The 24121-nt window shown below is 43.4% G+C and carries 19 protein-coding genes; 8 read left to right on the top strand and 11 right to left on the bottom strand.

Going from position 1 to position 24121, the window contains the following annotated elements:
* Window positions 1-80: 80 nt before the first annotated feature.
* From G6047_RS06065 to G6047_RS06055, 3 genes are all read left to right on the top strand, one after another.
* The gene (locus G6047_RS06065; protein WP_211165390.1) at window positions 81-674 is read left to right on the top strand and encodes a Crp/Fnr family transcriptional regulator; all 594 of its coding nucleotides are present in this window, start codon (window positions 81-83) and stop codon (window positions 672-674) included.
* A gap of 404 nt (window positions 675-1078) precedes the next feature.
* Window positions 1079-1957: a pirin family protein gene (locus G6047_RS06060; protein WP_169526587.1), complete on the top strand. Its 879-nt coding sequence runs from the start codon at window positions 1079-1081 to the stop codon at window positions 1955-1957.
* Between the two features lie 35 nt (window positions 1958-1992).
* Window positions 1993-2523: a YceI family protein gene (locus G6047_RS06055; RefSeq protein WP_169526586.1), complete on the top strand. Its 531-nt coding sequence runs from the start codon at window positions 1993-1995 to the stop codon at window positions 2521-2523.
* A 152-nt stretch (window positions 2524-2675) separates the two neighbouring features.
* Here G6047_RS06055 and G6047_RS06050 read toward each other — a convergent pair whose 3' ends face one another.
* Entirely contained in the window at window positions 2676-3524 is an 849-nt protein-coding gene (locus G6047_RS06050; protein WP_235946502.1) for a leucine-rich repeat domain-containing protein, read from the bottom strand.
* Between the two features lie 201 nt (window positions 3525-3725).
* On the opposite strand from G6047_RS06050, the gene G6047_RS06045 reads away from it, so the two are divergent.
* Together G6047_RS06045 and G6047_RS06040 are read left to right on the top strand one after the other, a co-directional pair.
* Window positions 3726-4208: a DUF1761 domain-containing protein gene (locus G6047_RS06045; RefSeq protein WP_169526585.1), complete on the top strand. Its 483-nt coding sequence runs from the start codon at window positions 3726-3728 to the stop codon at window positions 4206-4208.
* A 21-nt stretch (window positions 4209-4229) separates the two neighbouring features.
* On the top strand, window positions 4230-5420 hold the full coding sequence (locus G6047_RS06040; RefSeq protein WP_235946501.1) for a peptidogalycan biosysnthesis protein: 1191 nt from the start codon (window positions 4230-4232) through the stop codon (window positions 5418-5420).
* Between the two features lie 2 nt (window positions 5421-5422).
* Here G6047_RS06040 and G6047_RS06035 read toward each other — a convergent pair whose 3' ends face one another.
* Together G6047_RS06035 and G6047_RS06030 are read right to left on the bottom strand one after the other, a co-directional pair.
* Window positions 5423-6034 carry a hypothetical protein gene (locus tag G6047_RS06035; RefSeq protein WP_169526584.1) on the bottom strand — a complete coding sequence of 204 codons (612 nt, stop codon included), beginning with the start codon at window positions 6032-6034 and terminating at the stop codon, window positions 5423-5425.
* 14 nt (window positions 6035-6048) lie between these two features.
* A complete protein-coding gene (locus tag G6047_RS06030) occupies window positions 6049-6936 on the bottom strand; it encodes a diacylglycerol/lipid kinase family protein (protein WP_169526583.1) in 888 nt (295 codons plus the stop codon).
* A 57-nt stretch (window positions 6937-6993) separates the two neighbouring features.
* Between G6047_RS06030 and G6047_RS06025 the strand changes: the two genes are divergently transcribed.
* Window positions 6994-7989, top strand: coding sequence for an App1 family protein (locus G6047_RS06025; RefSeq protein ID WP_169526582.1), 996 nt, complete (start codon window positions 6994-6996; stop codon window positions 7987-7989).
* A gap of 184 nt (window positions 7990-8173) precedes the next feature.
* Here the strand turns inward: G6047_RS06025 and G6047_RS06020 are convergent, their stop codons facing one another.
* The gene (locus G6047_RS06020) at window positions 8174-10075 is read right to left on the bottom strand and encodes an ABC-F family ATP-binding cassette domain-containing protein (protein WP_169526581.1); all 1902 of its coding nucleotides are present in this window, start codon (window positions 10073-10075) and stop codon (window positions 8174-8176) included.
* A 71-nt stretch (window positions 10076-10146) separates the two neighbouring features.
* Between G6047_RS06020 and G6047_RS06015 the strand changes: the two genes are divergently transcribed.
* On the top strand, window positions 10147-10530 hold the full coding sequence (locus G6047_RS06015) for a DUF983 domain-containing protein (protein ID WP_169526580.1): 384 nt from the start codon (window positions 10147-10149) through the stop codon (window positions 10528-10530).
* On the opposite strand, the gene G6047_RS06010 is transcribed toward G6047_RS06015, so the two are convergent.
* The 7 genes from G6047_RS06010 to topA all read right to left on the bottom strand — a co-directional run bounded on the left by G6047_RS06010 (window position 10508) and on the right by topA (window position 20277).
* On the bottom strand, window positions 10508-11560 hold the full coding sequence (locus G6047_RS06010) for an NAD(P)/FAD-dependent oxidoreductase (RefSeq protein WP_169526579.1): 1053 nt from the start codon (window positions 11558-11560) through the stop codon (window positions 10508-10510). The two genes, G6047_RS06015 and G6047_RS06010, sit on opposite strands and share 23 nt — an antisense overlap.
* 74 nt (window positions 11561-11634) lie before the next feature.
* On the bottom strand, window positions 11635-12624 hold the full coding sequence (porN, locus tag G6047_RS06005; RefSeq protein WP_169526578.1) for a type IX secretion system ring subunit PorN/GldN: 990 nt from the start codon (window positions 12622-12624) through the stop codon (window positions 11635-11637).
* 41 nt (window positions 12625-12665) lie between these two features.
* The gene (gene porM / locus G6047_RS06000; RefSeq protein WP_169526577.1) at window positions 12666-14204 is read right to left on the bottom strand and encodes a type IX secretion system motor protein PorM/GldM; all 1539 of its coding nucleotides are present in this window, start codon (window positions 14202-14204) and stop codon (window positions 12666-12668) included.
* 43 nt (window positions 14205-14247) lie between these two features.
* Window positions 14248-14880 (bottom strand): type IX secretion system motor protein PorL/GldL, encoded by a 633-nt coding sequence (gene porL / locus G6047_RS05995; protein ID WP_169526576.1) that lies wholly within the window; start codon window positions 14878-14880, stop codon window positions 14248-14250.
* Between the two features lie 52 nt (window positions 14881-14932).
* Window positions 14933-16336 (bottom strand): T9SS ring complex lipoprotein PorK/GldK, encoded by a 1404-nt coding sequence (gene porK / locus G6047_RS05990; RefSeq protein WP_169526607.1) that lies wholly within the window; start codon window positions 16334-16336, stop codon window positions 14933-14935.
* A 240-nt stretch (window positions 16337-16576) separates the two neighbouring features.
* Complete coding sequence (locus G6047_RS05985; RefSeq protein WP_169526575.1) at window positions 16577-17734, bottom strand: formimidoylglutamase; 1158 nt, start codon at window positions 17732-17734, stop codon at window positions 16577-16579.
* 2 nt (window positions 17735-17736) lie between these two features.
* Complete coding sequence (topA, locus tag G6047_RS05980; RefSeq protein WP_169526574.1) at window positions 17737-20277, bottom strand: type I DNA topoisomerase; 2541 nt, start codon at window positions 20275-20277, stop codon at window positions 17737-17739.
* A 181-nt stretch (window positions 20278-20458) separates the two neighbouring features.
* Between topA and G6047_RS05975 the strand changes: the two genes are divergently transcribed.
* The gene (locus G6047_RS05975; RefSeq protein ID WP_169526573.1) at window positions 20459-24097 is read left to right on the top strand and encodes a S8 family serine peptidase; all 3639 of its coding nucleotides are present in this window, start codon (window positions 20459-20461) and stop codon (window positions 24095-24097) included.
* Window positions 24098-24121: the final 24 nt, after the last annotated feature.

Below are 24121 nucleotides of genomic sequence, written 5' to 3'. Positions count from 1 at the left end.
GGCCTTAAGTGCTGCAAAATTACGCAAAACCACAATGCAAAGGCCCGAAAGTCTTTTTAAAAATAGATACCTTTATAGCTATGGACAATACTTTGTACGAAACCATCAACCGCAACGTTTCCAGGTATGTACGTTTTACCGATGAGGAACTCGGTATATTCAACAGCCTGCTCAAACTTCAATCGGTACATAAAAAGACAATATTGCTCCATGAGGGCGAGAAATGCAACTTCGAGGCTTTCGTCATCAAAGGCTGCCTGCGTAAATATTACATCGATCCGGACGGAACCGAACTCATTATCCAGTTCGGTGTGGAAGATTCGTGGATAGGCGATATTTCATTCAGCATTTACGACCCGAAGCCAAGCCGCGTGTTTATCGAAACCATAGAAGATTCCGAATTGTTCACCATGTCGCCGGATGATAAGGAAGAATTATACAGGCGAGTGCCAAAATTCGAACGGGTTTTCCGAATCCTGATGCAGCGCAATCTCGCCGTGACACAGGACAGGTTGTTCGCTTCGATTTCCAAGAGTGCATCACAGAAATATCTGGAATTCCTTGAGCAGTATCCGTCGTTGCCGCAACGTGTGCCCCAACATTACATCGCTTCTTATCTTGGCATTTCACCTGAATTCTTATCCAAGGTGAGAAAAAAATTAGCGCACCGATAAAATCGAATCATACAAAAACCGTAGCTGAAAATTTTCCCTAAGCCCTGGACTACACTCTGACAAGACGTGTTTTTAAAAAGCTTTTGTCAAAGATTCGCGACATTTCAGTTCCGACAAAATAATTTGTCTCACATATTTTGTCAAAGATTCCCGACATATCACCTCCGACAAAATAAATTGTCGCGAGCATTTTGTCAAAGATTCCCGACAGACTCAATTTCACGATGCAACTTGTCAAAATAAGCCTGCATAGCTCTAACAACGAAGATTTCCAACATCCGAGGCGCAACGGAACTATACGGAGCGCAACGAAGTAAATCCAAAATCCATTTCTTGTCCTAGTTCAATGCCCACAAGTTATTTCTGACGGAAATTTGCCTTGTAAAAATAACAACACGCATATCATGGAAAGAAAAGATTTTATCAAAAAAGGCCTTATGGGAGCAGGAATGTTCGTCACTTCGGCCGCACTTGGAGATGTGCTTAAAAACGACATCGACGAAATAAAAGAACTCGAACCGATAGGATATAACCACCTGCCGAACGAAAAAACCAAAATCCTTGAAAATACGGTTTTGCATAAGGCAGATTCACGCGGATTGGCCGATCACGGCTGGCTAAAGTCACATCATTCGTTCAGTTTTGCCAATTATCACAATCCGGAACGCATGCACTTTGGCGTATTGCGCGTTTTGAACGACGATCAGGTTGCGGCCGGAAAAGGTTTCGGGACACATCCGCACGACAATATGGAAATCATCTCGATTCCGCTGGAAGGTGACCTGGAGCACAAAGACAGTATGGGAAATACCGCTGTTATCCGCAACGGAGACATTCAGGCTATGAGCGCCGGAACCGGGATTTATCACAGTGAATACAACCGCAACGACGACCGATTGACTAAGTTTTTACAGATTTGGGTATATCCGAACAAAAGGAATGTAACGCCTCGTTACGACCAGATTACGTTGAATCCGGAAGACCGCCAGAATCAATTGCAACAGATCCTTTCTCCGAATCCGGAAGATGCAGGCGTTTGGATCCATCAGGATGCATGGTTCCATCTGGGAACTTTCGACGAAGGAAAGTCTGTTGTGTATGATCTAAAAAAAGCCGGAAACGGAATCTATGCCTTCGTACTCAAAGGAAGTTTCACTATGGGCAACATCAAACTCGACGAGCGCGACGGTCTTGGGATATGGGATACGGCATCAATCGACATCATTGCCAACACACAAGGAGCCGAAATCCTGCTGATGGAAGTTCCAATGGCAATCCAATAAATAAAAAATAATAATAACAATAAATAATTTTTAAAATGTCTACAACAAAATGGGCTATCGACGCCTCACACTCAGAAATCAATTTTAAAGTAAAACACATGATGTTCACCAACGTTACGGGTAAATTCGAAACGTTTGAAGGACAATTGGAAACCGAAGGCGATTCCTTGGAAAATGCAAAAGCATCATTCACGGCCCAAACTGCTTCTATCAATACCGGAAATGCCGATCGTGACAACCATTTGAAAAGCGCCGACTTTTTTGACGCGGAGCAATTCCCGACCGTCACTTTTGAATCTACCTCATTCACCCAGGAATCGGGATCTGATTACAAACTCAAAGGAAATCTTACGCTTCACGGCGTAACCAAAGAAATCACGCTGAATGCAGATTTCGGCGGATTGCAGAAAGACCCTTGGGGAAATACAAAAGCAGGTTTGTCCTTGACCGGAAAAGTAAACCGTAAAGATTGGGGACTCAACTGGAATGCAGCTTTGGAAACCGGAGGCGTTTTGGTAAGCGAAGATGTCCGTTTCGAAATAGAATTGCAATTACTGAAGCAATAATCATTTGAGATTGTTGATTTTATTCCGCTGCGCTCCATACAATTCGGCTGCGCCTCGGGTGTTGAATTGATGATTCATTGATTTGATTAAAAAAGCCTGCTGACGCAGGCTTTTTCATTAACTCGAATTTTAACTTATGATGAGGGTGAAGTTTATTCTTCTTCGGCAACTGCAGATGTCTTGTCTTCTACCGGAAGATTCACTGCAAGGCCTTGTTCGTTGATCATTTTCATGTGCATCACGTCAAGCTGGGCAAGCTGGTGTGAAACCGGACCATTGAATTTGTTGTAGGAAATGTTCATTTCTTTAAGTGACCCTAATTTTTCAAGGGCGAAAGGAACTTGTCCTTCAAGATTGTTCTCAAACAAACTCAGATTTTCCAATGAAGTCAGGTTAGCGACTTCACGGCTTAGTTTTCCTGTGAATTTATTGCTGCTTAGCAAAAGTACTTTCAGTGAATTCAGTTTATAGATTTCAGTTGGAATCTGACCTGCAAGCTCGTTGTTGTAAACCGCAAGTGTCTGAAGCCTTGAACACTTCCCTATAGAAGCAGGAAGTTGTCCTGAAAAACTATTCATGGAAAGCTCCATAGATTTCAAAGAAGTCAATTCCCCTACGGTTGCAGGGATTTCTCCGGTGAATTTGTTGAACGCCAGGTTCAGGAACATCAATGATTTCAGTTTCCCGATTTCGGCAGGAACGGTTCCGCTCAATTGGTTCTTGAAAAAGTTCAGGCGGATAAGACCTGTAAGGTTTCCAATTTCACTTGGGATTTCGCCTTTAAGGTTGTTGTTCGACAAATCGATGGAAACCACTTTGTCGTTCTGGATCTTGACACCATACCAGGTCGTTTCCGGCTGTTTCAGGTCCCATTTGTTTGTCCAGTTCTTTCCATTGGTGCTTTTATATAAACGTACCAACGCAATTTTTTCGGCTGCTGAAATGTTGGCCATCAGTGAAGCGGAAGCCATCAGCATAAAGAGTAAGGTAAATTTTTTCATGATCGGTTGATTTAGGGATATTTTGTTGGTGTAAACGTACACACATAATCGACAATGAGCAAAAATAATCGACGAAATGCATTGTTTTATTTTATTTTAAATGTATTTTCTTACAATTATGCATTTTTGGACATAATGTCTGATTTTCAATTCCTTAAAATTTTTAGTTATTTTTGATGAAACCAATAATAAATCAACCTTATGGAAATCAATTTTTACGCAGTTTTAGTGGCCGCTTTGTCATCATTGGTGACAGGAATGATTTGGTACAACCCGAAAGTATTCGGAAACGCCTGGATGCGCGAAATCAAATTCACGCCGGATCCGAACGTTAAACCCAACATGATCAAAATGTTTGGGCTTACGTTTGTCTATTCTTTCTTTGTGGCTTTCTTTATACAAATGATGGTCATACATCAGTTCGGCGCCATTGGAATGGTCGGAGGAGATCCGACAAAAGCACTTCCCTCATTTACGGCATTCATGGCAGATTACGGAACGGCTTTCCGCACGTTCAAGCATGGCGCTTTACACGGAACGATGGTCGGATTGTTTTTCATTACTCCTATAATGGGTGTTGGTGCCCTATATGAAAACCGCAGTTTCAAATATGTATTGATCACCGGCGGATACTGGGTACTGACTTGTGCCGTTATGGGTGCCATTGTGTGCGGCTGGGTTTAATCGATATTCAAAACATAAATTATGAGCGGCTTTTGTGGTCGCTCATTTTTATTCCGCAACTTTGCAGCATTGGAACCAGTCGCTTACAAAATTTTCGAAACGTCCCGGGAATTGTTTCCAGATTCAGCCGAATCACCGGAAAATCTATTCCTTTCCAAGAATTATCTTCAAGTCCTGGCAGAATCGGCTCCCGAAAATATGCAGTGTTTCTACATTGGTTTTTATGCCGATGAAAAATTGATTGGCGGTGCACTTGCGCAATATCTCAATCTGGAAAAACTGGAATCGTTTGGTGACAGGGACAGATGTTTTAAAACGATGGTCCGCGATTTCCTGTTCCATAGCTTCAGCAGCCGCGTGCTGTTCATCGGAAACAATATGCTTACGGGACAAAATGCGTTTTTCCATGATGTTTCGGTCGATAGAAAAACAATCATTGCCTCTCTTTTGCCTGCCGCCGATGCCATCTGTAAATTATTAGCTGACAGAAACCAAAAGATACACCTAATCACATTCAAGGATTTCGGCCCAAACGATACAAAACATTTCGAAGAAGCCGGATTTTCAAATCTGTATACATTCTCGACCCAGCCGAATATGGTTCTGGACATACCCGAGAATTGGAAAACGATGGACGATTACGTATCGGCACTGAACAAAAAATACCGCGACCAATACAAACGCGCGCTTAAAAAAGCGGCCGGAATTGTTTGTCGTGAACTGAATCTGCCGGAAATCATTTTGTTTGAAGACCAGCTTTACGACTTGTATGACCACGTAGCCCGGAATGCGCCTTTCAATACGTTCTTCCTCGCGAAGAATCATTTTGAAAGCCTCAAGAAGAACCTTGGTGAAGCTTTTATGCTGTTCGGGTATTTTAAAGAGGATGCGTTAATTGGTTTCAAAACCATAATCCGTAACGGATGCGTGCTCGACACGTATTTTCTGGGTTATGACGACAATGTCCAGAAAGAACACATGTTGTATCTGAATATGCTGTACGACATGATATCGTTCGCCATTTCAAATACGTTCACCCAGATTGTTTTTGCGCGCACGGCACTCGAAATCAAAAGCAGTGTCGGTGCGGTTCCAAAAGAAGTTTTTGGGTTTATGAAGCACCGGAATAAATTCATCGATTCTTTGCTGCCGAAGATTTTTCCAAGATTGGAACCTGAACTGATATGGCAGCAACGGCATCCGTTCAAATAGATTCACCGGAAACTGTAAAGAACTTTTCTGGTTTTGCTGCGACCGTCTTGTTGGAGTTTTTCCTTCAGCAGATATTTTTCACCTTTTCTTTTCATTTCTATAGTTGTTCCACCTTTAAGAAATATCGGGCCGGGCGTAGGAAATCGTATTTCATAAAAATTGTCATCACCTGATTTCGGATCGATAGTGGTAGAAGATCCATAAAGACTGTATACCGTAATTGTCCCGCCGGTGTAATCCAATTCCCGTCGGCCGCTCCAATCTGTTTCATATGTTTTTCCGTTATAATCAATCTTTGTAAACGGGGAAGGCTCGCCATCTTCCAGAAAAAATACATGTATAAGGAGCCTATTTGCAAGCGTATCGAGCCTCGATTTATTGATTTCAATCTGAGGAATCTCCATTTCATCAAAATGGAACCGTATCGATTTCCCTTTTTTGATAAAGGTGCCCCGAGCCAACTCGACCTGACCGCAACCCGAATAGCGGAAGGAAAATGTACCATCTGCATTCAGCGTGTAGCAATTGCTGTACAGGACGGAATTCTCTTCACAAAGCGTCGATTGCGAAAAGGCCGGAAGCGTTGCAGCCCACATCAAATACAAATATATCAAGCAGGTTTTCGGAATCATTCCGCTGGTAAAGGATGAGCGATTTTCATTTGCCCCGGCAACATATACACATCGAGCTTTGATTCTTCGCCACAATATTCCCCGTCGACCTGGAAATGAATGGGAACGTTTGTGGTTATGGTTGCTTTATCTGTAGAAATGATTTCGATCTCACCCGTATCCAAAGGCATATTCCCAGTTATGATTTTTCCAAAAAGGATCAGGTCGAGTGTTTTGAGCAATACAATCTCGAACTTGCCGTCGTCGAGTTTTCCCATTGGATTGATGACGACTCCGGTTCCGTATTTCTGTGAATTGGCCACAACGACCATTCGTGCTTCCGATTCAATGATTCCACCATTGGCTTCAATACGCACATTGAAAGGCTCACCTTCTTCTTTTAAGGTATTGATGCTTTGCAACGCATATCCTATTTTCCCGCGGATGGAACTTTGTTCGTAATTTTTAACGAGTGATGCATTAAGCCCAAGATCACTCAGGTGGATGCTTTTGATGTTGTTGATGCAAACCATGTCGATGGCTTTGGGTTTTCCGTCGAAAGCAATATCGATTACGGCCTCAAAATCTGTCGGGAATTCAAGATCGACTGATAATCCGTTAGCCGAACCTGCCGGAATGAGCCCAAAGATCACATCGCAGTCTTCAAGGGTTTCCGCCACCATTTTTATGGTTCCGTCCCCGCCTGCAACCAATACCCGTTCCGGCTTGTTTGCATCATACCAATCCCTGATTTGGGTTTCGTCGTTCTTTCCGTCGGTTTCAAAAACATGGATTTCAATGTTCCGGTCTTTGGCCGCAGCCTGTACAGACTGGATCATGTCGCTTTTATCGAGGTCGCCCGAAATCGGGTTTACTACAAACAGGTATTTACGTGAGGAATTCATTTGGGACGGCTTTACAAAAAATCGTAACTTGTTATCTACTCAAATATAATTCATTTAATGAAGCCTTTATTGAAATTGTACCGTGGTTATGCCAACGAGGAAGAACTGATTGTAATGGGTCATGTATTCCGTCCGACGACACGAGCCGAGTATGATTTCCAGAAGAAAAGGTTCCGCAATGCCAGGTCGGTCATCCGGATGTATCGGATCAAGACCCAAAAGAATGCCGATGTATATCTTCACCTGAACGACGAAACCATCCACACCAAGACACTCGACGACGGGTATTTTAAATTCTCTATCCCGATCAAGTCAAAAGACAAAGATGGAGACGGTATCCCTGATGTAGATTACGGTTGGATGGATTACCGCGTGAGCCTGCATTACAACGGAAAAGAGATTGTGACCAAAAGCAGCTTTGTACGCCCACATACGGGAAACCTTGGTTTTATTTCAGATATAGACGATACCTTCCTGGTTTCCCACACCCGGAATCCGTTCAAAAAACTTTACATCTTATTGTTCCGTAATGTCAACAGCCGAAAGGTTTTTGAAGGTGCCGTGCCGCATTACCAGGCATTGAGTACTGCCGGCCGTAACAATAAAAATGAGGAAAATGCTTTTTTCTATGTCTCAAGCAGTGAATGGAACCTGTACCGGTTTATCGTGGACTTCACGGAATTACATGATTTACCACGGGCCGTATTGCTTTTGAAGGACATCAAGACCAGCCTGCTCGATTTTTTCGTGACCGGTCGAGGCGACCACAATCATAAATTCGAAAAGATCAAGCACATCCTGGAATTTTATCCGCATTTAAAATATACGTTGCTGGGTGATGATTCCCAGCACGACCCTTTTTTGTATGAAGACATCTGCAAGATTTTTCCGGTCAACGTGATTGCGGTCTACATCCGACAGACGGGAAGCGAAAAAAAAGGAAAAGCGGTTGAAGCATTAAAAAACATGGAATCGATGAATGTTGCCACTTGTTATTTCCGCGACAGCCATGAAGCGATCGAGCATTCGAAACGGATTGGGCTGATTTCATAAATGCTGTATCTCCAAGTCAACACACCACAAATAAAGCGTGATTAAAATCCTGACAATTTTTCTTTGACAAAAAAAAGTGTCAGGAAAAAATTGTCAATGCCTATTGACAAAATTATTTTTTGGAAAAAAATTGTCAACGACAGGTTTGTAGATTCAGGGCGGCCAACCCCAACAACTGCATAAATCAGGATTCCATTTCTTCCTGGACTTTCTCCCACTCTTCCATAAGTTTCTCCAGATCGGCTTTTTTGCGGTTGTAAGCCGTGAAGAAACTGGCGTCTTCTATGTGTTTGTCGTAGTTTGATTCGAGTGCTTTGTCGTCTTTACGGATGTCGTTCTCGAGTTGGGAGATCTGGCTTTCGATTTTACTCAGCCGATTTTGGAGTGTCTTGTTTTTCTTCTGGTCTTCGAACGAAACTTTTACGGCTTCTTTCGGAGTTTCCTTTTTCACCTCGCGTTTCTCGACTTCACGCATGTTTTCCATATTGCGCTGCTCGAGGAAAAAGTTGATGTCACCCAGATATTCGCGTATTTTGTGGTCGCGGAATTCATAGACTATGTTCGACATTCCCTGCAGGAAATCACGGTCGTGGGAAACAAGCAACAGCGTTCCTTCATATTTCTGCAGCGCTGCCTTGAGGACGTTTTTGGATTTGATGTCGAGGTGGTTCGTAGGTTCGTCCATCAGCAACACATTGATGGGCTGAAGCAACAATTTACAAAGAGCCAGTCGGTTCCGTTCACCGCCCGAAAGTACTTTTACCTTTTTATCGACATCGTCACCGCGGAATAAAAAAGCACCGAGCATATCGCGTACTTTGGATCGATTGGTATCGGTCGCGGCCTCCTGCATGGTTTCAAGTAGCGTGATTTCCCCGTCGAGGTGTTCGGCCTGGTTCTGTGCAAAATAACCGAGCTGGACATTGTGGCCCAGTTTGATGACGCCCGTGTAATCGATGTCTTTCACAAGTGCTTTGATGAACGTCGATTTGCCTTGGCCGTTTTGTCCGACGAAAGCTATTTTGCTGCCGCGTTCGACAAGCAGTGAAATGTCGCGGAGGATATTCTTTTCGCCATAGCTTTTGGAAACATGGTCGGCTTCAATTACCACACGTCCGGGTGTAATGGAAACCGGAAACGATATGTTCATGACCGATGTATCTTCTTCGTCCACTTCGATGCGTTCCACCTTGTCCAGTTTCTTGATAAGCGACTGCGCCATGGAAGCTTTCGAGGCTTTGGCGCGGAATTTTTCGATCAGTTTTTCGGTTTCCTCTATTTTCTTCTGCTGGTTGCGTTGTGTGGCCAATTGCTTTTCACGTATTTCACCGCGGAGTAACAGATACTGCGAATACGGCTTTGCGAAATCATAAGCTTTTCCAAGTGATATCTCAATGGTGCGGTTGGTCACGTTATCGAGGAACATCTTATCGTGGGAAACGATGACGACGACTCCGGGAAAATTCCTCAGGAAACTTTCGAGCCAAATAATGGATTCGATATCGAGGTGGTTCGTCGGCTCATCCAGAAGCAAAATATCGTTGTTCTGAAGCAACAATTTTGCAAGTTCGATACGCATGCGCCATCCGCCCGAAAAAGTGTCTGTGTAATTATTGAATTCTTCGCGTTTGAATCCGAGGCCGAGCAGGATTTTTTCGGTGTTTCCTACGTAATCGTATCCGCCGAGCAATTCGAAACGATGGGTATAATCTGAAAGGTCTTCTATCAGCTTTGAATAGGAATCACTTTCGTAATCTGTGCGTGTCACCAACTGATGGTTGATTTCTTCTAGTTTCTTCTCTGCCGCCTTGATGTCGGTGAATGCCTGATAGGCTTCTTCAAGAACGGTGCGGCCTTGCTCAAAATCGATATCCTGGCGTAAAAAACCTATGCGAACTTCCTTTTCCGTAGCGATAGTTCCGGAATCCGGGGCAAAATCACGGGCAAGCATTTTGAGCATCGTTGACTTGCCGGCCCCGTTTTTACCGACAAGCCCAACACGGTCGCCGGCGCCCAATCGGAACGTTACTTCTTCAAATAAATACGTGCCGCCAAAAGAAACGGACAGGTTGTGAATGTTGAGCATTTAGGTGTATGGTTACGATTGGGATAGCGTATCTTTGCAGTGCTTTTTAGATCCCATAAAAATTTTTGCAAATGTTAAAAAAAGGAAGCAAACTGTATAGCATTTTAACAGGAACTTGTCCGCGTTGCCAAAGTGATAAAATGTTTGTGAATAAGAACCCTTATGCGCTGGCCGACAATCTCAAAATGCATGAACGTTGCCGCAATTGCGGATTGATGTACAAAATGGAACCTTCGTTTTTTTTCGGGGCCATGTATGTGAGTTATGCGGTTGGTGTGGCTCTCGGTATCCTGATTTTTGGAATATGCCAATTGTCTGGAATTGGAATGCTGCATTCTTTCGGATGGATCTTCGGGCTTTTGTTTTTACTGATGCCGATCATCACGAGGGTTTCGAGAAATATCTACATCAACCTGTTTGTCAATTACGATCCTAAGACGCAAAAAGGCCACTGAATCTGGCAATATCCATCTGGGGATTGATTTCTATTCCGCTTTCAATGTAGTTGAATAGTTGATTTGCACAATAAGGCCCGAGCATAACACCTCTTGTCCCTAATCCGTTTAAGACATTCATATTTTGATGCTTTGGATGTGAGCCGATGATAGGTTTTCTGTCTGTTGTGGTCGGGCGGATTCCTGCAAGATGATCTACAAGCTCAACAGGTAGTTTGGTAAGTTCTGACAACGATTGCAGCAATTGTTCTTTTGCAGCCTCGGTAGGATTTTCTGTTTTGTCGTTCCATTCATAGGTAGACCCGATACGATATACATCATTGCCTAACGGAAGTATGAACACACCCGCTTTGATGATTTCTTTTACTGCAAGATTTTTGATTTTAACCGTCAGGATTTCGCCTTTTGTTCCTGCCAGCGGAAGAACATCGAAAAATGGATTGTGGTTGATTCCGAAACCTTCTGCGAAAACAATTTTCTTTGCCGTGAAGTTTTTATAGGCGAAACTATCATTGGTAAGTTCCAGCCATTTATAAGCGAAAGTTTCTTTAATAAGATGTCCTGATTTTATATAATCGGCTCGTAACGTATCGACGAACTTAGCCGTATCGACAAATCCGGTTTGCAGTACTTCACCAAAACCGAAAGATGCTTCGATTTGAGCATTTGAATTCGGAACCAATTTATTTGACATGAATGGCGTTGCGCCTGGTTTATCCATAGCCTGGAACCAATCGTTCTGCTCAGAGATGGACGAGAATCTTCGAAGCACAGGAATATCAGTAAGCAGATTGACGCCAAGCCGATTTTGTACCGAAGAGAAAAAGGCCCGTGAGACATTCAATTGCTCTTGGGCATCTGATAAAACACTGTATCTTTTGAGAATTATGGGGTTGTAAACACCCGCGGCTGTAGCTGATGTGTGCAAGCTGTCATTTTCAAAAAGAAGTACTTTCTTTCCTGCCTCAAGTGCAATCTCGGCAAAGCACAATCCGGCAATTCCACTTCCGACTATAATATAATCTAACATCTTAAAATCACTTCAATCCTTTTGCAAAATAAAAAACCCCGCTGTGTGAGCGGGGTTTGTATTTGAATATACAATTAGTAATTCCACATATCCTGTTCGAAATCGCGAATCTTATCTTTGATACGGTCAGATTCCAACAGCTGGAATTGTGCATTGTCTTTCATATAGTCTACAATCTGACGGTCACCCATTACGTTTTCTTCTTTGTAGATCTCGCCACTGAAACGACGTGAATTCAACAAGTGGTCAAACGTGATTGGCATTGCGGAGTTACGGTCGTTGAAAGCGGTGTGTTGATGCAACACTTCACGGGCAGATGGAAAATACACCCAGAACAATTCGATTGCATCCGCCTTTTCCTTACCAATATCCCTTGCTTCGATAGCCACAGGACAAATGGCAAGTAAACGATACTTCAACTCACCTTGACGTTTGTCAAAATACCAAAACCCTTTAATTTTATAGCCTTGTACATCGGCAGGAGTAAGCTCCGTCTTGTTGATATACTGTGCATCCAATTGTCTTTGAGCTGGGATTGTTCCTCCTGGCGTAGATGAAATGATTCTACCTTTTTTATCTTTCTTAACCACAGCTTTAGTCTGGCTAGGGAAATAAAGATCACGGTTATTGTTCAACTCATCACGACCCGAGTCAAGTGTGTCAATATATGTAAACACACTTTCCATATCTTTCAAAGTCTTCTTGGTATTAAAATAATCGTCAGCGTAGACTTCAGTTATCTTACCACTTTTGATAGCGTTTAACAGAACATTAAAAAGGGATCTTCTATCACCACCAATGTTGGCAGTATCAACCGGGTAAAGTAACGGAAAGTTAACACGTTGGTTAAGATCGATAAATTCCCAGACTGTTTTTCCCATAAGGATGTCACGATCATGAACATATCCGTATGCTAACGGTTTATCATTGTCGTAATTAAGCTGAGCCTCGGTCTTTTTCCCGATTTCGCTTGGCGTTTTTGCATTAAGCAGATTCGATTGAGCAGAAAGCTGAGCCGATGCCGCAATACAAAATACGGTTAATAAAAGGTTTTTTAATTTCATGTTAAGTTATCTTTTAGTAGGTTAACGACTAACTTAATTTGTTATTGTATTTCGTAAACAACCGGAGAACAAGCTTTAGTCTGAATTCCTTCGGCACCTACGATTTTAGTTTTGATATCAGAAATGACAACCAGATCACCACGGCTTGCACGGGCAAGAGCAGCTTTACACTGAGCGTTTACACGATCACCTGTAACAACTACTGCAGCCTGTCCGGGAACCTTAAATGTAAACTGGGTTACACGGAAATCAAGGTCATAAAGGAAATCTTCCAATTTAGCCGAAACCTGGGATACTTCAAGACGTGATTTAGCTCCTTTAGTGTTACCAATTACACCTCCGATAGCACCCTGAGGGCCTGGAATGTTTTTGATACGGAACACTTTTTTATCCGTTACAGATTTACCATCTGGAAGTTTACCGTTGACGTTAACGATAACTTCTGTACCGCTTCCTGGATTCAGGTTGTATTTTCCTTTTCCAGAACTTGACAAACCTGGAGCAGAAGCTTTAACATCACTGTCAGCGATACCTGCGATAGAGATTGTCATTGGGTTTGGAAGCCCGCGGTAAACAACGTTCATTTTATCAGCTGAAATATTAGCACCTGATGGACGAGGAACTACCACATACTTTCCTTCAAATTTCAAAGGGATTGTCTTTCCATCTTCCAAGAATGAGAAGCTACCTGCAATTTTTTGCTCACCGACAGAACCGGCAGTCATATTAATAACAGCTTGTCCGTTTTCGATTTTACCAGGACCGTTGAAAGCAGTTGGTACCGTATTTTCGTCATAACGACCCAATACAACTTTACCCGTTACTTTCTCTCCTTGGAAATAAGCATTTTTATCAAGAACGACAATAGCAGTATAGTTACTCATGGAAGCAGCAGCAACAGCCGCTTTTCCAAGTAGTGCAGAATAAATATCAGATTCAGCCTTTTTAACATCAGCTTGCATGGCAGAAAGATAAGCCAAAGAAGCTACTGCAGGAAAATGTTCGAAGTGATAGTTCAGATATCTCAATTTGATACCTTCTCCATTTACAACGTCTTTAGTATCAAATTTAGACTCAATTTCAGAAACGATTGAACTGTATTTTTTATCGCCTCCTAAGACAGATTTGATATCAGCCTTAAACTGATCAATAGTTGCAACAATTTCTTTACCTTTTGCTGAGTAGTTATCTCCACTAAACCAACCTTCATCGATTCCAGGACCCTTGTCCATAGCTTCGTAAGGGAGTTTTTTGGTCTCAGGATTAACTTCTACACCTTTAGTCGCATAAGATTTAAGAGACCCGATGTAATCATAGAATTTTTTAGTAATTCCAGCAATTTTATCTGCCCTTACTTTTGCTTCTTTAAAGCTCGCATCCTCACTACCCTTAAGATCAAGGGCATCGAGCATATCTTTATTAAGTTTGGTAGCAGCCGTGTTAGAAGACTCAAATTTTTCGTTCATCAAGCCAAAAGCCGATAGAACCTCTTTTGACATGTTCAATGCCAACATCGCGATGAAAACCAGATACATCAGGTTAATCATCTTTTGCCGTGGGGTTAATTTTCCTCCTGCCATTTTTTTCGATTAGTTAGTTTTCGTTTATAAAAAATGATCGGAATTAGTTTCTTCCCATTGCAGACAACATACCACCGTAAACATTGTTCAATGAAGACAAGTTAGAGGTAAGTGATTGCATTTGATCTTTCAGTTTAAGGTTGTTTTCAGCAACTTCCTGGTTGATTTGAGCATTTCTTGAAGCACTCTCCAATTGAACTTTGTACAAACTGTTCAAAGATTCCAATTGAGCGGCAGCCAATGTAAGCTCTTCGCTGTATTTCTTTTGTGAAGCGATTGAATCAACTGTTGGAGAAATTCCTTTAGCTGCAGATTCGAAGTTTTTGATACTGTTACCGAGGCTGGCCATTAATTCGCCATCGATTTTAGCTTCTTTCAATAGATTATCCAATTTTTGAGAAAGCAATCCCTGAGCTTCTTTAGGATCTTCTTTTTTAGCATCTTTCTTTTTTGCTTCTCCACCAGCCAATTCAGGATATACCAATGACCAGTCAAGTTCAGTGGCTACAGGATCAAAAGCAGAAAGACCGAAAATCAACGCTTCTGTTAAAAGTCCGACAATCAAAAGTGGACCAGCTCCAGGATAATGCTGAATTTTAAAAAGCGCTCCTACAATTACAACTGCTGCTCCCATACCGTAGCAGAAATTCATCACTTTAGGACTCAATAGTGCCATAATAAATAATTTTAGTTAAGTTAAGTTAATATAAAAAAGTTGGTTAATTTGATTATCTCTTTGGCGCTTTGCCAGTCACGTTCATACCCATATAATCCTGGACAGTACGGAATCCGATATAACTGCGGGCAGTATCGGCATATTCAAAGTCACGTGTACTAACCTGAAGATAGTAAGCAACATCTTTCCATGAACCACCGCGAACTACTTTACGCATATTTTTCAAATCGCCTACAGTCGGGTTCATTGTAGAAACATATTCATAAGCTGCCGCGTCGTAAGACGAATCTGTCCATTCAGACACGTTTCCAGCCATATTATACAAGTTGTAACCATTTGGCTCGAATGATTTTGCCTCTACAGTGTATAGCGCTTGGTCAGCCGCATAATCACCACGGTTAGGCTTGAAGTTCGCAAGGAAACAACCGCGATCATTTTTTGCATAAGGACCACCCCAAGGATATGTTCCTGACTCGAGTCCGCCACGGGCAGCATATTCCCATTCAGCTTCTGTAGGAAGACGGAAAGTATTGATTAAGTCGCGTCCTTTTTTCTTTTTGATATAAGCATTTTTGTTTAGGGTTCTCCATGCACAAAATGCTTTAGCCTGTTTCCAAGTGACACCAACAACAGGATATTCGCTGTATGCCTGATGCCAGAAGTAATCGTTGTGCATCGGCTCATTGTATGAGTAAGCAAAATCTTTAATCCACGAGGTAGTATCTGGATAAACACCTACTTTTTCAGTTTTTATGAATTCAGAGCGCTTTCCTTTTTTAGCCTTGGCGGCAGCCTGAATATCCATCCAGGTATAACGGAACTGCAATTTATTTACGTCAATAGTACGAAGACCATTATAAGCCTCAGCAGCAGGCAAATACATACTATCCATCACCTCAGTGTAATATTCATCCGGATACTTGGCCGTATCTGTATGAAGCTTCACTTTGTGGTTCAATTTTCTTCCGGCATACGGATCATCACCAGTACCTACACTATAATAATTCTCATACATATATTTATCGTACGGAGTCATTTTAGCAGGATCCTGGTCATTGAAAGCAAAGTCAGAAATACTTCCGCCTTTTCCACCGCCACCGCCACCTGTTCCGGCAGCGCCTCCGCCACCGACTTCGTCAGCAAGAATGGCCAATCGGACACGTATAGTAGAATCTTTAACCCATTCTACGAACTGACGGTACTCACTATTCGTGATTTCTGTCTCGTCCATATAAAAAGAACGAACAGTGACCGTTTTAGTAGGAGCATCCTGAACATTCGCCAAGTCATCATCTGACTTACCCATGATGAATGAACCACCAGGAACCAAAGTCATACCGTAAGGTTGCTCAGGGTGCCATTTCTTACCTTTCACACCAACCAGCTCGCCTTTGTCGGAACTACCGCAGCTGGCCAAGAATGCGAAAATTGCTGAGAATGCAACGAATTTCTTCATATAAATTTGGGTTAAGTGTATTTTCTTTTTTAAGGGCGTAAACGTATCCATAATTTTTTAAAAAAACAATTAAATACAAAACAAATTTGATAACGAGGTCAAATGTAGAATTATTACTTTTAATAAAAAAATTTTTTATCGATAAAATGCAAAAAAATATCGATAAAATGCACAAATGTAAAAATATTGTAATCCAAATCTTACGAAAACGATGTAGTTACATGAATAACTGTAACCTTTTTAGCCTATCAGATTTTTCCGTTGAGCTTTCCACCAGCGTTCAGGCAATTCATTGTTGCAAGCCGCGAGATACTCTTCATAAGAACACGGTAATAACGTATTTCTTTTTAGTTTAGTATGACCGCCGGAAGGGTGCGGAATTTCAATCCACCAACGATCTGTTTTGTCACTTTTGTAAAAAACCAGCTCTTCATCTTCCAAAGGAACGATATACTTTAAATAAGTATTCCTGTCACCGAACGGATATTCATTGGAACGATAATGCGATCCTTCTATAAAGTACCAAACCAATTGAGCGGCGATGCACGCTTCTGACCCGGAAAGTTCTTCACCAAAAATCCCAAAAGCGGAAACCTTGTCACTGATGCCGGCATAACGTGCCAGTGAACACATCTCTTTACCATTAAATCCATTTGGGACGAACGGATCGAAATTTCCGGTCGTTGCAGATGAAGCTGCCGAAAGATCAAAGCTCACCAAATCAGAATCCCTGAAAACAGGTTCCGCCAAAGTGATGTTATTTGAAAGTTCTCCCAATCGATAGGCATCAAAATACAATTTATCGACCAGGTCAATTTCTTCCTGCGAATTATAATAAGTCTGGAAACCGAGGTTGGTAAAATTAAAAAGGTTGTTCGGCTCGTCCAGGATAATCTTCGAAATATAGTTGTGGCTTGGCTTGGCTTTGTCATCGCCTTTTCCAAAATCAAACTTACTGTCGACCGAGGTCAGATTGACCATTTGTTCCAGCTTATCATACGAACGGTACATAGCATACGTCAAATCCTGGCATCCGCCGATTACGACGGGTAATATATTCCGTTTCAACAAACCTTCACAAGCCTTCTGTAACGCATAGTATGTATCCGACAATGAATCGCCTGCATCAATATCGCCCAAATCGGCAATCGATACTTCCCAGTTTCCGGGATAAAGCGAATACAGTTCTCGCCGGAAACGCGACAAATCCATAGTCCGAACCAAAGATCCGGAGCCACGTGATTCACAAACACCAATTATCCCGATACGTATTTGATCCATATCCGGAAAATCCGCTTCCGAATGAAACGTGACTTTACTCCCCAAGTGCTGACCCGAAAGTTCTTTTACAAAATCTAAAGTGTGCTGATCTACCGGTGACAGAAAATCGAATTCCATACTTATTTTTTCTTAGCGACTGCTGTTGTTTTTTTAGCGGCAGGTTTCTTAGCCGATGGCTTTTTCGCTGCGGTTGTCTTTTTCGCCGCCGTTTTCTTGGCGGGTGTTTTTGCCGCAATCAGTTCCTGGGCTTGTTCCAGAGTCAATGCATCCGCCTTGAAATCCTTATTGAGGTCAATTTTGATTTTTCCTTTGCTCAGCACGAATCGGCCCCAACGTGCTTTTTCAAGTTTGATACCTTCCGCTTCCCAGTTATGGATGAGCTTGTCTTCGTCTTTCTGAAGCTTTTCTTCTATAAGCTGAGCGATATCAGCCGCAGACAAATTATCAAAATTATACTTTTTGCTCACATTGATAAATATGCCGTTCCATTTGATGAAAGGCCCGAACCGACCCACTCCTTTTTGGACACCATGTCCCTGGTATTCGCCAATAGGCGCATCTGCCCTGTTCTTCTCATCGATAAGTTCTGTGGCGCGATCGAAAGTCACATCCAAGGGTTCTTCGCCTTTCGGCAATGAGATAAATGTTTTTCCATGACGCACATAAGGCCCGAATCGACCGTTGCTTACTTCTATGTCTTCACCTTTATAGGTACCGAGTTGTTTCGGGAGCAGGAAAAGGTTCAATGTCTCTTCAAGTGTGATACTGCCAATGTTCTGGTCAGACCTCAGACTCGCAAATATCTTATTCTCGTCGGTTGCATCGCCAATCTGTGCCATCGGCCCAAATTTACCCAGACGAACGCTGACCGGTTTTCCGGTTTTCGGATCGGTTCCAAGTATACGCTCTCCGCTTTCACGCTCGGCATTTTCTTCCACTTCTTTGACCTGCGGATGGAAACCATCGTAAAATTCCCGCATCATCAATGACCAAGACTGATTCCCGGCTGCGATTTCATCAAAATCTTCCTCGACCTTGGCCGTGAAGTTGTAATCCATAATTGATTCGAAATTTTTGACCAGAAAGTCCGTTACAATCGTTCCGATATCGGTCGGAACCAATTTCCCTTTATCAGATCCGGTAACTTCGGTAAGCGTTTTTGTTTCGACGTTCCCATTTGAAAGTGTCAGCTGCACATACTTACGCTCGCTTCCTTCCATATTCCCTTTTTCGACATAAGTCCTGTTGATGATGGTCGAAATGGTTGGGGCGTATGTCGACGGACGACCGATCCCAAGTTCTTCGAGTTTCTTCACCAAAGAAGCTTCGGTATATCTTGACGCCGGGCGCGAATATCTTTGGGTTGCCGATATCAATACAGCTTTCAGGCTTTCGTTCAGTCTCAGAGCCGGCAACATTCCTTCCTGTTCTTCCTCTTCATCGTCCTGTCCTTCGAGATAGACTTTCAAAAATCCTTCAAACTTCAAAACTTCACCAGATGCCGTAAACGTTTCCGGATGTTGGTTCGATGAAATTCCTGCTACAGTCCTTTCGAGTTCGGCATCGCTCATTTGTGAGGCGATAGTCCTTTTCCAAATCAAATCATACAGACGAGCCTGATCCCTGTCTATGGAAACCGTGTGGCGAGACATATCGGTCGGCCGGATTGCCTCGTGGGCTTCCTGCGCGCCTTTGCTTTTGGTGACAAAGTTTCTCGGTTTTGAAAACGCTTCACCGTATGATGAGATGATTTCTTTTTTAGTGGCCGACATCGCTTCATCTGAAAGATTGACACTATCCGTTCTCATATACGTAATAAGTCCGGCTTCATACAGCCGCTGCGCAAGCTGCATAGTGATTCCGACAGGCAGATACAATTTTCTTGCGGCTTCCTGTTGTAAAGTAGATGTGGTAAACGGAGCCGCCGGTGATTTTTTGGCCGGTTTGGTTTCCAGTTCCGATACTTTATAGTGTGAACCGTTCGTGCGTTTCAGGAAATCTTCGGCTTCCTGTTGGGTGGCGAAGTTCTTTCCGAGTTTCGCTTTGAACGATTTCCCGCTCTCATTCGTGAATTCGGCTGATACGGAAAACGAAGATTGGGCATTGAAGTTCTGGATTTCCCTTTCACGCTCCACTATCAATCGTACTGCTACCGATTGCACGCGTCCGGCAGACAATCCACCTTTTACCTTTCTCCACAAAACCGGAGATAGTTCATACCCGACCAAACGGTCAAGGACACGGCGTGCCTGTTGTGCATCGACCAGATTATAATTGATTCCTCTCGGGTTATCTATAGCCTTTAATATGGCAGGCTTGGTGATTTCATGAAATACGATACGGCGGGTCTTGTTCTTGTCGAGCTTTAGTTCTTCGGCAAGGTGCCAGGAAATCGCTTCCCCTTCGCGGTCCTCATCGGAAGCGAGCCAGACCATATCGGCGTTCTTGGAAAGATCCCTAAGTTTTTTTACCAAAACTTTCTTTTCTGGGGAAACTTCATACTTGGGAGTAAAGCCTTTGGTAACATCGACCCCGATTTCCTTTGACGGCAAATCGGCTATATGTCCGTAACTTGATTCGACCTGGTAATCATTGCCCAGGAATTTCTCAATTGTTTTGGCCTTTGCCGGTGATTCCACAATTACTAAGTTCTTTGCCATTTACCTTTTTGTTTGCGGCAAAAGTAGAAGAAAAAATCCAATACCAATTTTACGATTTCTCATTTACTGTTATACCTATATATATAGGTACACTTTTATACCTAAAACCGCAGATCCTAAATCACATGCTTTTCGTAATTGAATATTGCGTATTATTGCGCCTGAAAATTTCCCTGAACCTATGAATAAATGGCTAGCGCTCATTTTTTTACCGAGCCTTCTCCTCTCCCAGACACCTCAGCAACGCGAAGAAATAAAATCCAAAACCAACACGGTTTCACTGCAACGATTCGCTACTGCAAGTAGTCAGAAATTCCTACAACAAAAAAAGCGGGCCTTCCAACTTTCAAAGCAATATGGCTGGCCGGCAATCATTGAAAAAAGTGGAAGTTATTCACAACTCGTCGGTCTGAGGAACGGAGACAAACCAGTTTACTTTTCCACTTATAATTACGGCTCAGGAATTACATCGCGGGCAAATACGTTGTACACTGGCGGTTCTTTAGGACTCAATATCAACGGAGAAAACATGATTGCCGGAATCTGGGATGCCGGATCAGGTTTTCCTGAGCATGAGATTTTCAGCGGACGACTTACCGTAATGGATGGAGCTACACAGACTCATTACCATGCCACACACGTTTGCGGAACCGTAATCGGGACAGATCAGGTACAGGAAGGAGCCGCACGGGGCATGGCTTACAAAGCTTTCGGGCACTCTTATGACTGGAACAATGATGTTTCTGAAACCGCCCAGGCAGCAGCCGATGGTTTGTTGCTATCCAACCATTCCTATGGTTACAACCCAGATTTTTTAGACGATTACCAATGGGGAAAATACGATGAGGAATCGGCGGCTTTTGATCAGGTGATGTTCAATGCGCCATACTATCAATTCGTTTGTGCAGCAGGTAACAGTCGTGGAAATTACAACCTCACAAAAAACGGATACGACTTGCTTGCCGGGCACGCCACAAGCAAAAACGCAGTGGTCGTAGCCGCCGTAAATGAGGTACTGGATTATGAAGGCCCTGCATCTGTGGTCATGTCAGGTTTCAGCAGTTGGGGCCCAACTGATGACGGACGCATCAAACCTGATTTGTGTACCAAAGGCGTCAATGTTTTATCCTCTACGAATGAATCCATCGTCAGCTACGGAAGTCTTTCCGGAACATCCATGGCTTCACCGGGCGTTACCGGAACCTTGTTACTCCTCCAGCAATATTATCAGCAAAAAAACAATTCGTTCATGCGTGCCGCCACGTTGAGAGGATTGGCGATCCATACGGCCGATGAAGCCGGAAATGACCCTGGCCCTGATTACGCTTTCGGATGGGGACTTATCAATGCAGGCGCCGCTGCACAGGTCATCACCAAAAAAGGATTACAATCGTATATTTCAGAAAACACGCTGAATCAAGGACAAACATATGACTTAAACGTGACCGCTTTGGGCGATGAGCCTATGTTTGCCACGATTTGCTGGACAGATCCCGCAGCGGCTCCATCGAATGACATTCTTGACGACCCGGCTTCGAAGCTTGTCAACGACCTCGACATACGTATCATCCAAAATGGAAATACAATCTATCCCTGGAAACTGGATCCTGCCAACGTTACAGCAGCCGCAACTACCGGAGATAACCTAGTCGATAACGTCGAACGCGCCCAGATTGCCCTTCCGTCCGGAAATTATACGATTCGGGTTTCGCATAAAGGCAACCTTCAGGGCGGAAATCAGCCATATTCGCTTATCGTTTCCGGCGTTTCAATCAAGGAATTCTGGTTTGAAGCCACGCAGGATACACTTTCACTCTGCCAGGGAAGTACAGAAGCCGCCTATCAGTTCAACCTCAATACCCGGAATAATTTCTCTGGGAATATTACATTGACGGCTCAGGGACTTCCAACCGGCGTAACGGCTTCCATCAGTCCGTCGAACATGACAGCAGCGGGAACTTTTACCGTAAACCTTAACGGAGTCCAGACATTGTCTCAGGGGATATACAATTTCAACATTGTCGGAAATTCGGCCAATGGAGATTTCAGTTTTCCGTTGACGCTCGAAATATATCAACCGATTGTTACTGTGCCAGCCATCATTTCACCTGCAAACGGAATTGGAAGCATTTCACAACCGGTTTCACTGCAATGGGCGGCAGATACCAACGTACAGCAATTCGAGGTTCAGGTTTCCGCCGATGCGTCTTTTACCAATATCATCCAACAGCAATCGTTGTCAGGAAACACACTGACGCTTTCCGATTTGACCGACAGTTCCACATATTTCTGGAGAATTCGCGCAGTCAACAGTTGCGGAACAGGCAATTACACTTCGCCTTATTCCTTTACGACTGCCTGTGCTTCCCCATCAAACATCCATATCCTGAACGCTACTTCGACCACAGCGACTCTTGCCTGGACGGACACTACCGGAAGCTCGAGTTGGCAAATTATGGTCGTTCCGCAAAACAGTGGGCCAACCGGAACTTTCGTGACTGCATCGACCAACCCGTTCCTGATCCAGGATCTTTCTCCCGTAAGCTGCTATGACTTTTATGTCAAGTCGAATTGCTCGTCCGGAAACTCGGCTTTGAGTGGCCCATTCTCTTTTTGCACCCAGCTGGATTACTGCGCCGGTGCCCATTTTTATGATACGGGCGGAATCAACGGCAGTTATCCGAACGATCAGTCCTACACTACCGTCATATTCCCGCAACAGCTCAACGAACGGGTTGTGGCTACATTCAATTTGTTCTCGACGGAGGAAGATTTCGATTTCATGTCGGTTTATAACGGCCCTGATACCAATGGTGAATTACTGTTTTACGGCAGCGGCGATTTTCTTCCGGCCAATATTGTTTCCACGCACATCACAGGTGCATTGACTTTTGTTTTTGTATCGGACGAATTCGTTACCGAAGCCGGCTGGGACATTTCGTTTACGTGTGAACCGCTTCCTGCATGTGCCGCACAACCGAACAACCTCGATTTGCTTTTCGTCAACAACAATTCGGCGACTTTTGAGTGGAACGAGAATTCAGGTGCCGAAAGTTGGGAATATATGGTTGTTCCAGAAGGAAACGTGATTGGTTCTGCATGGAATACGACGGCTTCGCTTCCGTTGACCGTAACGGGACTTTCATCGAATGTATGCTATGACTTTTACATAAGGTCAGTTTGCGGAGCGACGACTTCTGAAATTGCCGGACCGCTTACTTTTTGTACCCAACCTGATTATTGCGCCGGAGCCTTGTTTACCGACAGCGGCGGTGTAGACGATAATTATGCGGATGAAGAAACGACGCTCGTCACCATTTATCCAGCACAGCCGGGACATACGGTCACAGCTAATTTCACTTATTTCTCAACAGAAGAAGACTATGATTTCTTTCGGATCTATGACGGACCCGACAGCACGAACCCATTGATTTATTTTGGTTCGGGAACAGATTCCCCGGGTACAGTGACTTCGACTCATGCAACAGGAGCATTGACGTTCTATTTCGTATCTGATCAATTTGTGAACGAAGGCGGATGGGAAGCCGAAATTGACTGTGAAACGCTCGGTTTGGATGGTGCCGATGAGCAAATCCTTCGTTATTATCCGAATCCGGTCAGCACCGATTTCCATATCAACGCGAAACTCCCGATTGCCCATTTCGAAGTGTACGATATGAATTTACGCCGACTGCAATCTGCGGGTATTTCATCTGATGCATTTTCCATAGACATGTCAGGTTACAGCGCCGGAATTTACATGGTACGGCTTACGGATACACAAGGCCGGTCTACCAATATAAAGGTGATGCACAAATAGTAACGACTGCCAAGTTGTCACACA

Source organism: Flavobacterium silvaticum (assembly GCF_012911565.1).
GTDB lineage: Bacteria > Bacteroidota > Bacteroidia > Flavobacteriales > Flavobacteriaceae > Flavobacterium > Flavobacterium silvaticum.
The sequence above is the reverse complement of the archived record's forward strand: the minus strand, read 5'-3'. Positions and strand labels throughout refer to the sequence as shown.

Bases quoted from the DNA above. Each gene is read 5' to 3' on its own strand.
- G6047_RS06030 (WP_169526583.1), bottom strand. From the start codon at position 6,936: ATGAATTCCTCACGTAAATACCTGTTTGTAGTAAACCCGATTTCGGGC.
- porM (WP_169526577.1), bottom strand. From the start codon at position 14,204: ATGGCAGGAGGAAAATTAACCCCACGGCAAAAGATGATTAACCTGATG.
- G6047_RS06020 (WP_169526581.1), bottom strand. From the start codon at position 10,075: ATGCTCAACATTCACAACCTGTCCGTTTCTTTTGGCGGCACGTATTTA.
- G6047_RS06015 (WP_169526580.1), top strand. From the start codon at position 10,147: ATGTTAAAAAAAGGAAGCAAACTGTATAGCATTTTAACAGGAACTTGT.
- G6047_RS06045 (WP_169526585.1), top strand. From the start codon at position 3,726: ATGGAAATCAATTTTTACGCAGTTTTAGTGGCCGCTTTGTCATCATTG.
- G6047_RS06065 (WP_211165390.1), top strand. From the start codon at position 81: ATGGACAATACTTTGTACGAAACCATCAACCGCAACGTTTCCAGGTAT.
- G6047_RS06040 (WP_235946501.1), top strand. From the start codon at position 4,230: ATGAGCGGCTTTTGTGGTCGCTCATTTTTATTCCGCAACTTTGCAGCA.
- porN (WP_169526578.1), bottom strand. From the start codon at position 12,624: ATGAAATTAAAAAACCTTTTATTAACCGTATTTTGTATTGCGGCATCG.
- porL (WP_169526576.1), bottom strand. From the start codon at position 14,880: ATGGCACTATTGAGTCCTAAAGTGATGAATTTCTGCTACGGTATGGGA.
- G6047_RS06050 (WP_235946502.1), bottom strand. From the start codon at position 3,524: ATGAAAAAATTTACCTTACTCTTTATGCTGATGGCTTCCGCTTCACTG.
- G6047_RS06025 (WP_169526582.1), top strand. From the start codon at position 6,994: ATGAAGCCTTTATTGAAATTGTACCGTGGTTATGCCAACGAGGAAGAA.
- G6047_RS05985 (WP_169526575.1), bottom strand. From the start codon at position 17,734: ATGGAATTCGATTTTCTGTCACCGGTAGATCAGCACACTTTAGATTTT.
- topA (WP_169526574.1), bottom strand. From the start codon at position 20,277: ATGGCAAAGAACTTAGTAATTGTGGAATCACCGGCAAAGGCCAAAACA.
- G6047_RS05975 (WP_169526573.1), top strand. From the start codon at position 20,459: ATGAATAAATGGCTAGCGCTCATTTTTTTACCGAGCCTTCTCCTCTCC.
- G6047_RS06060 (WP_169526587.1), top strand. From the start codon at position 1,079: ATGGAAAGAAAAGATTTTATCAAAAAAGGCCTTATGGGAGCAGGAATG.
- G6047_RS06055 (WP_169526586.1), top strand. From the start codon at position 1,993: ATGTCTACAACAAAATGGGCTATCGACGCCTCACACTCAGAAATCAAT.
- G6047_RS06010 (WP_169526579.1), bottom strand. From the start codon at position 11,560: ATGTTAGATTATATTATAGTCGGAAGTGGAATTGCCGGATTGTGCTTT.
- porK (WP_169526607.1), bottom strand. From the start codon at position 16,336: ATGAAGAAATTCGTTGCATTCTCAGCAATTTTCGCATTCTTGGCCAGC.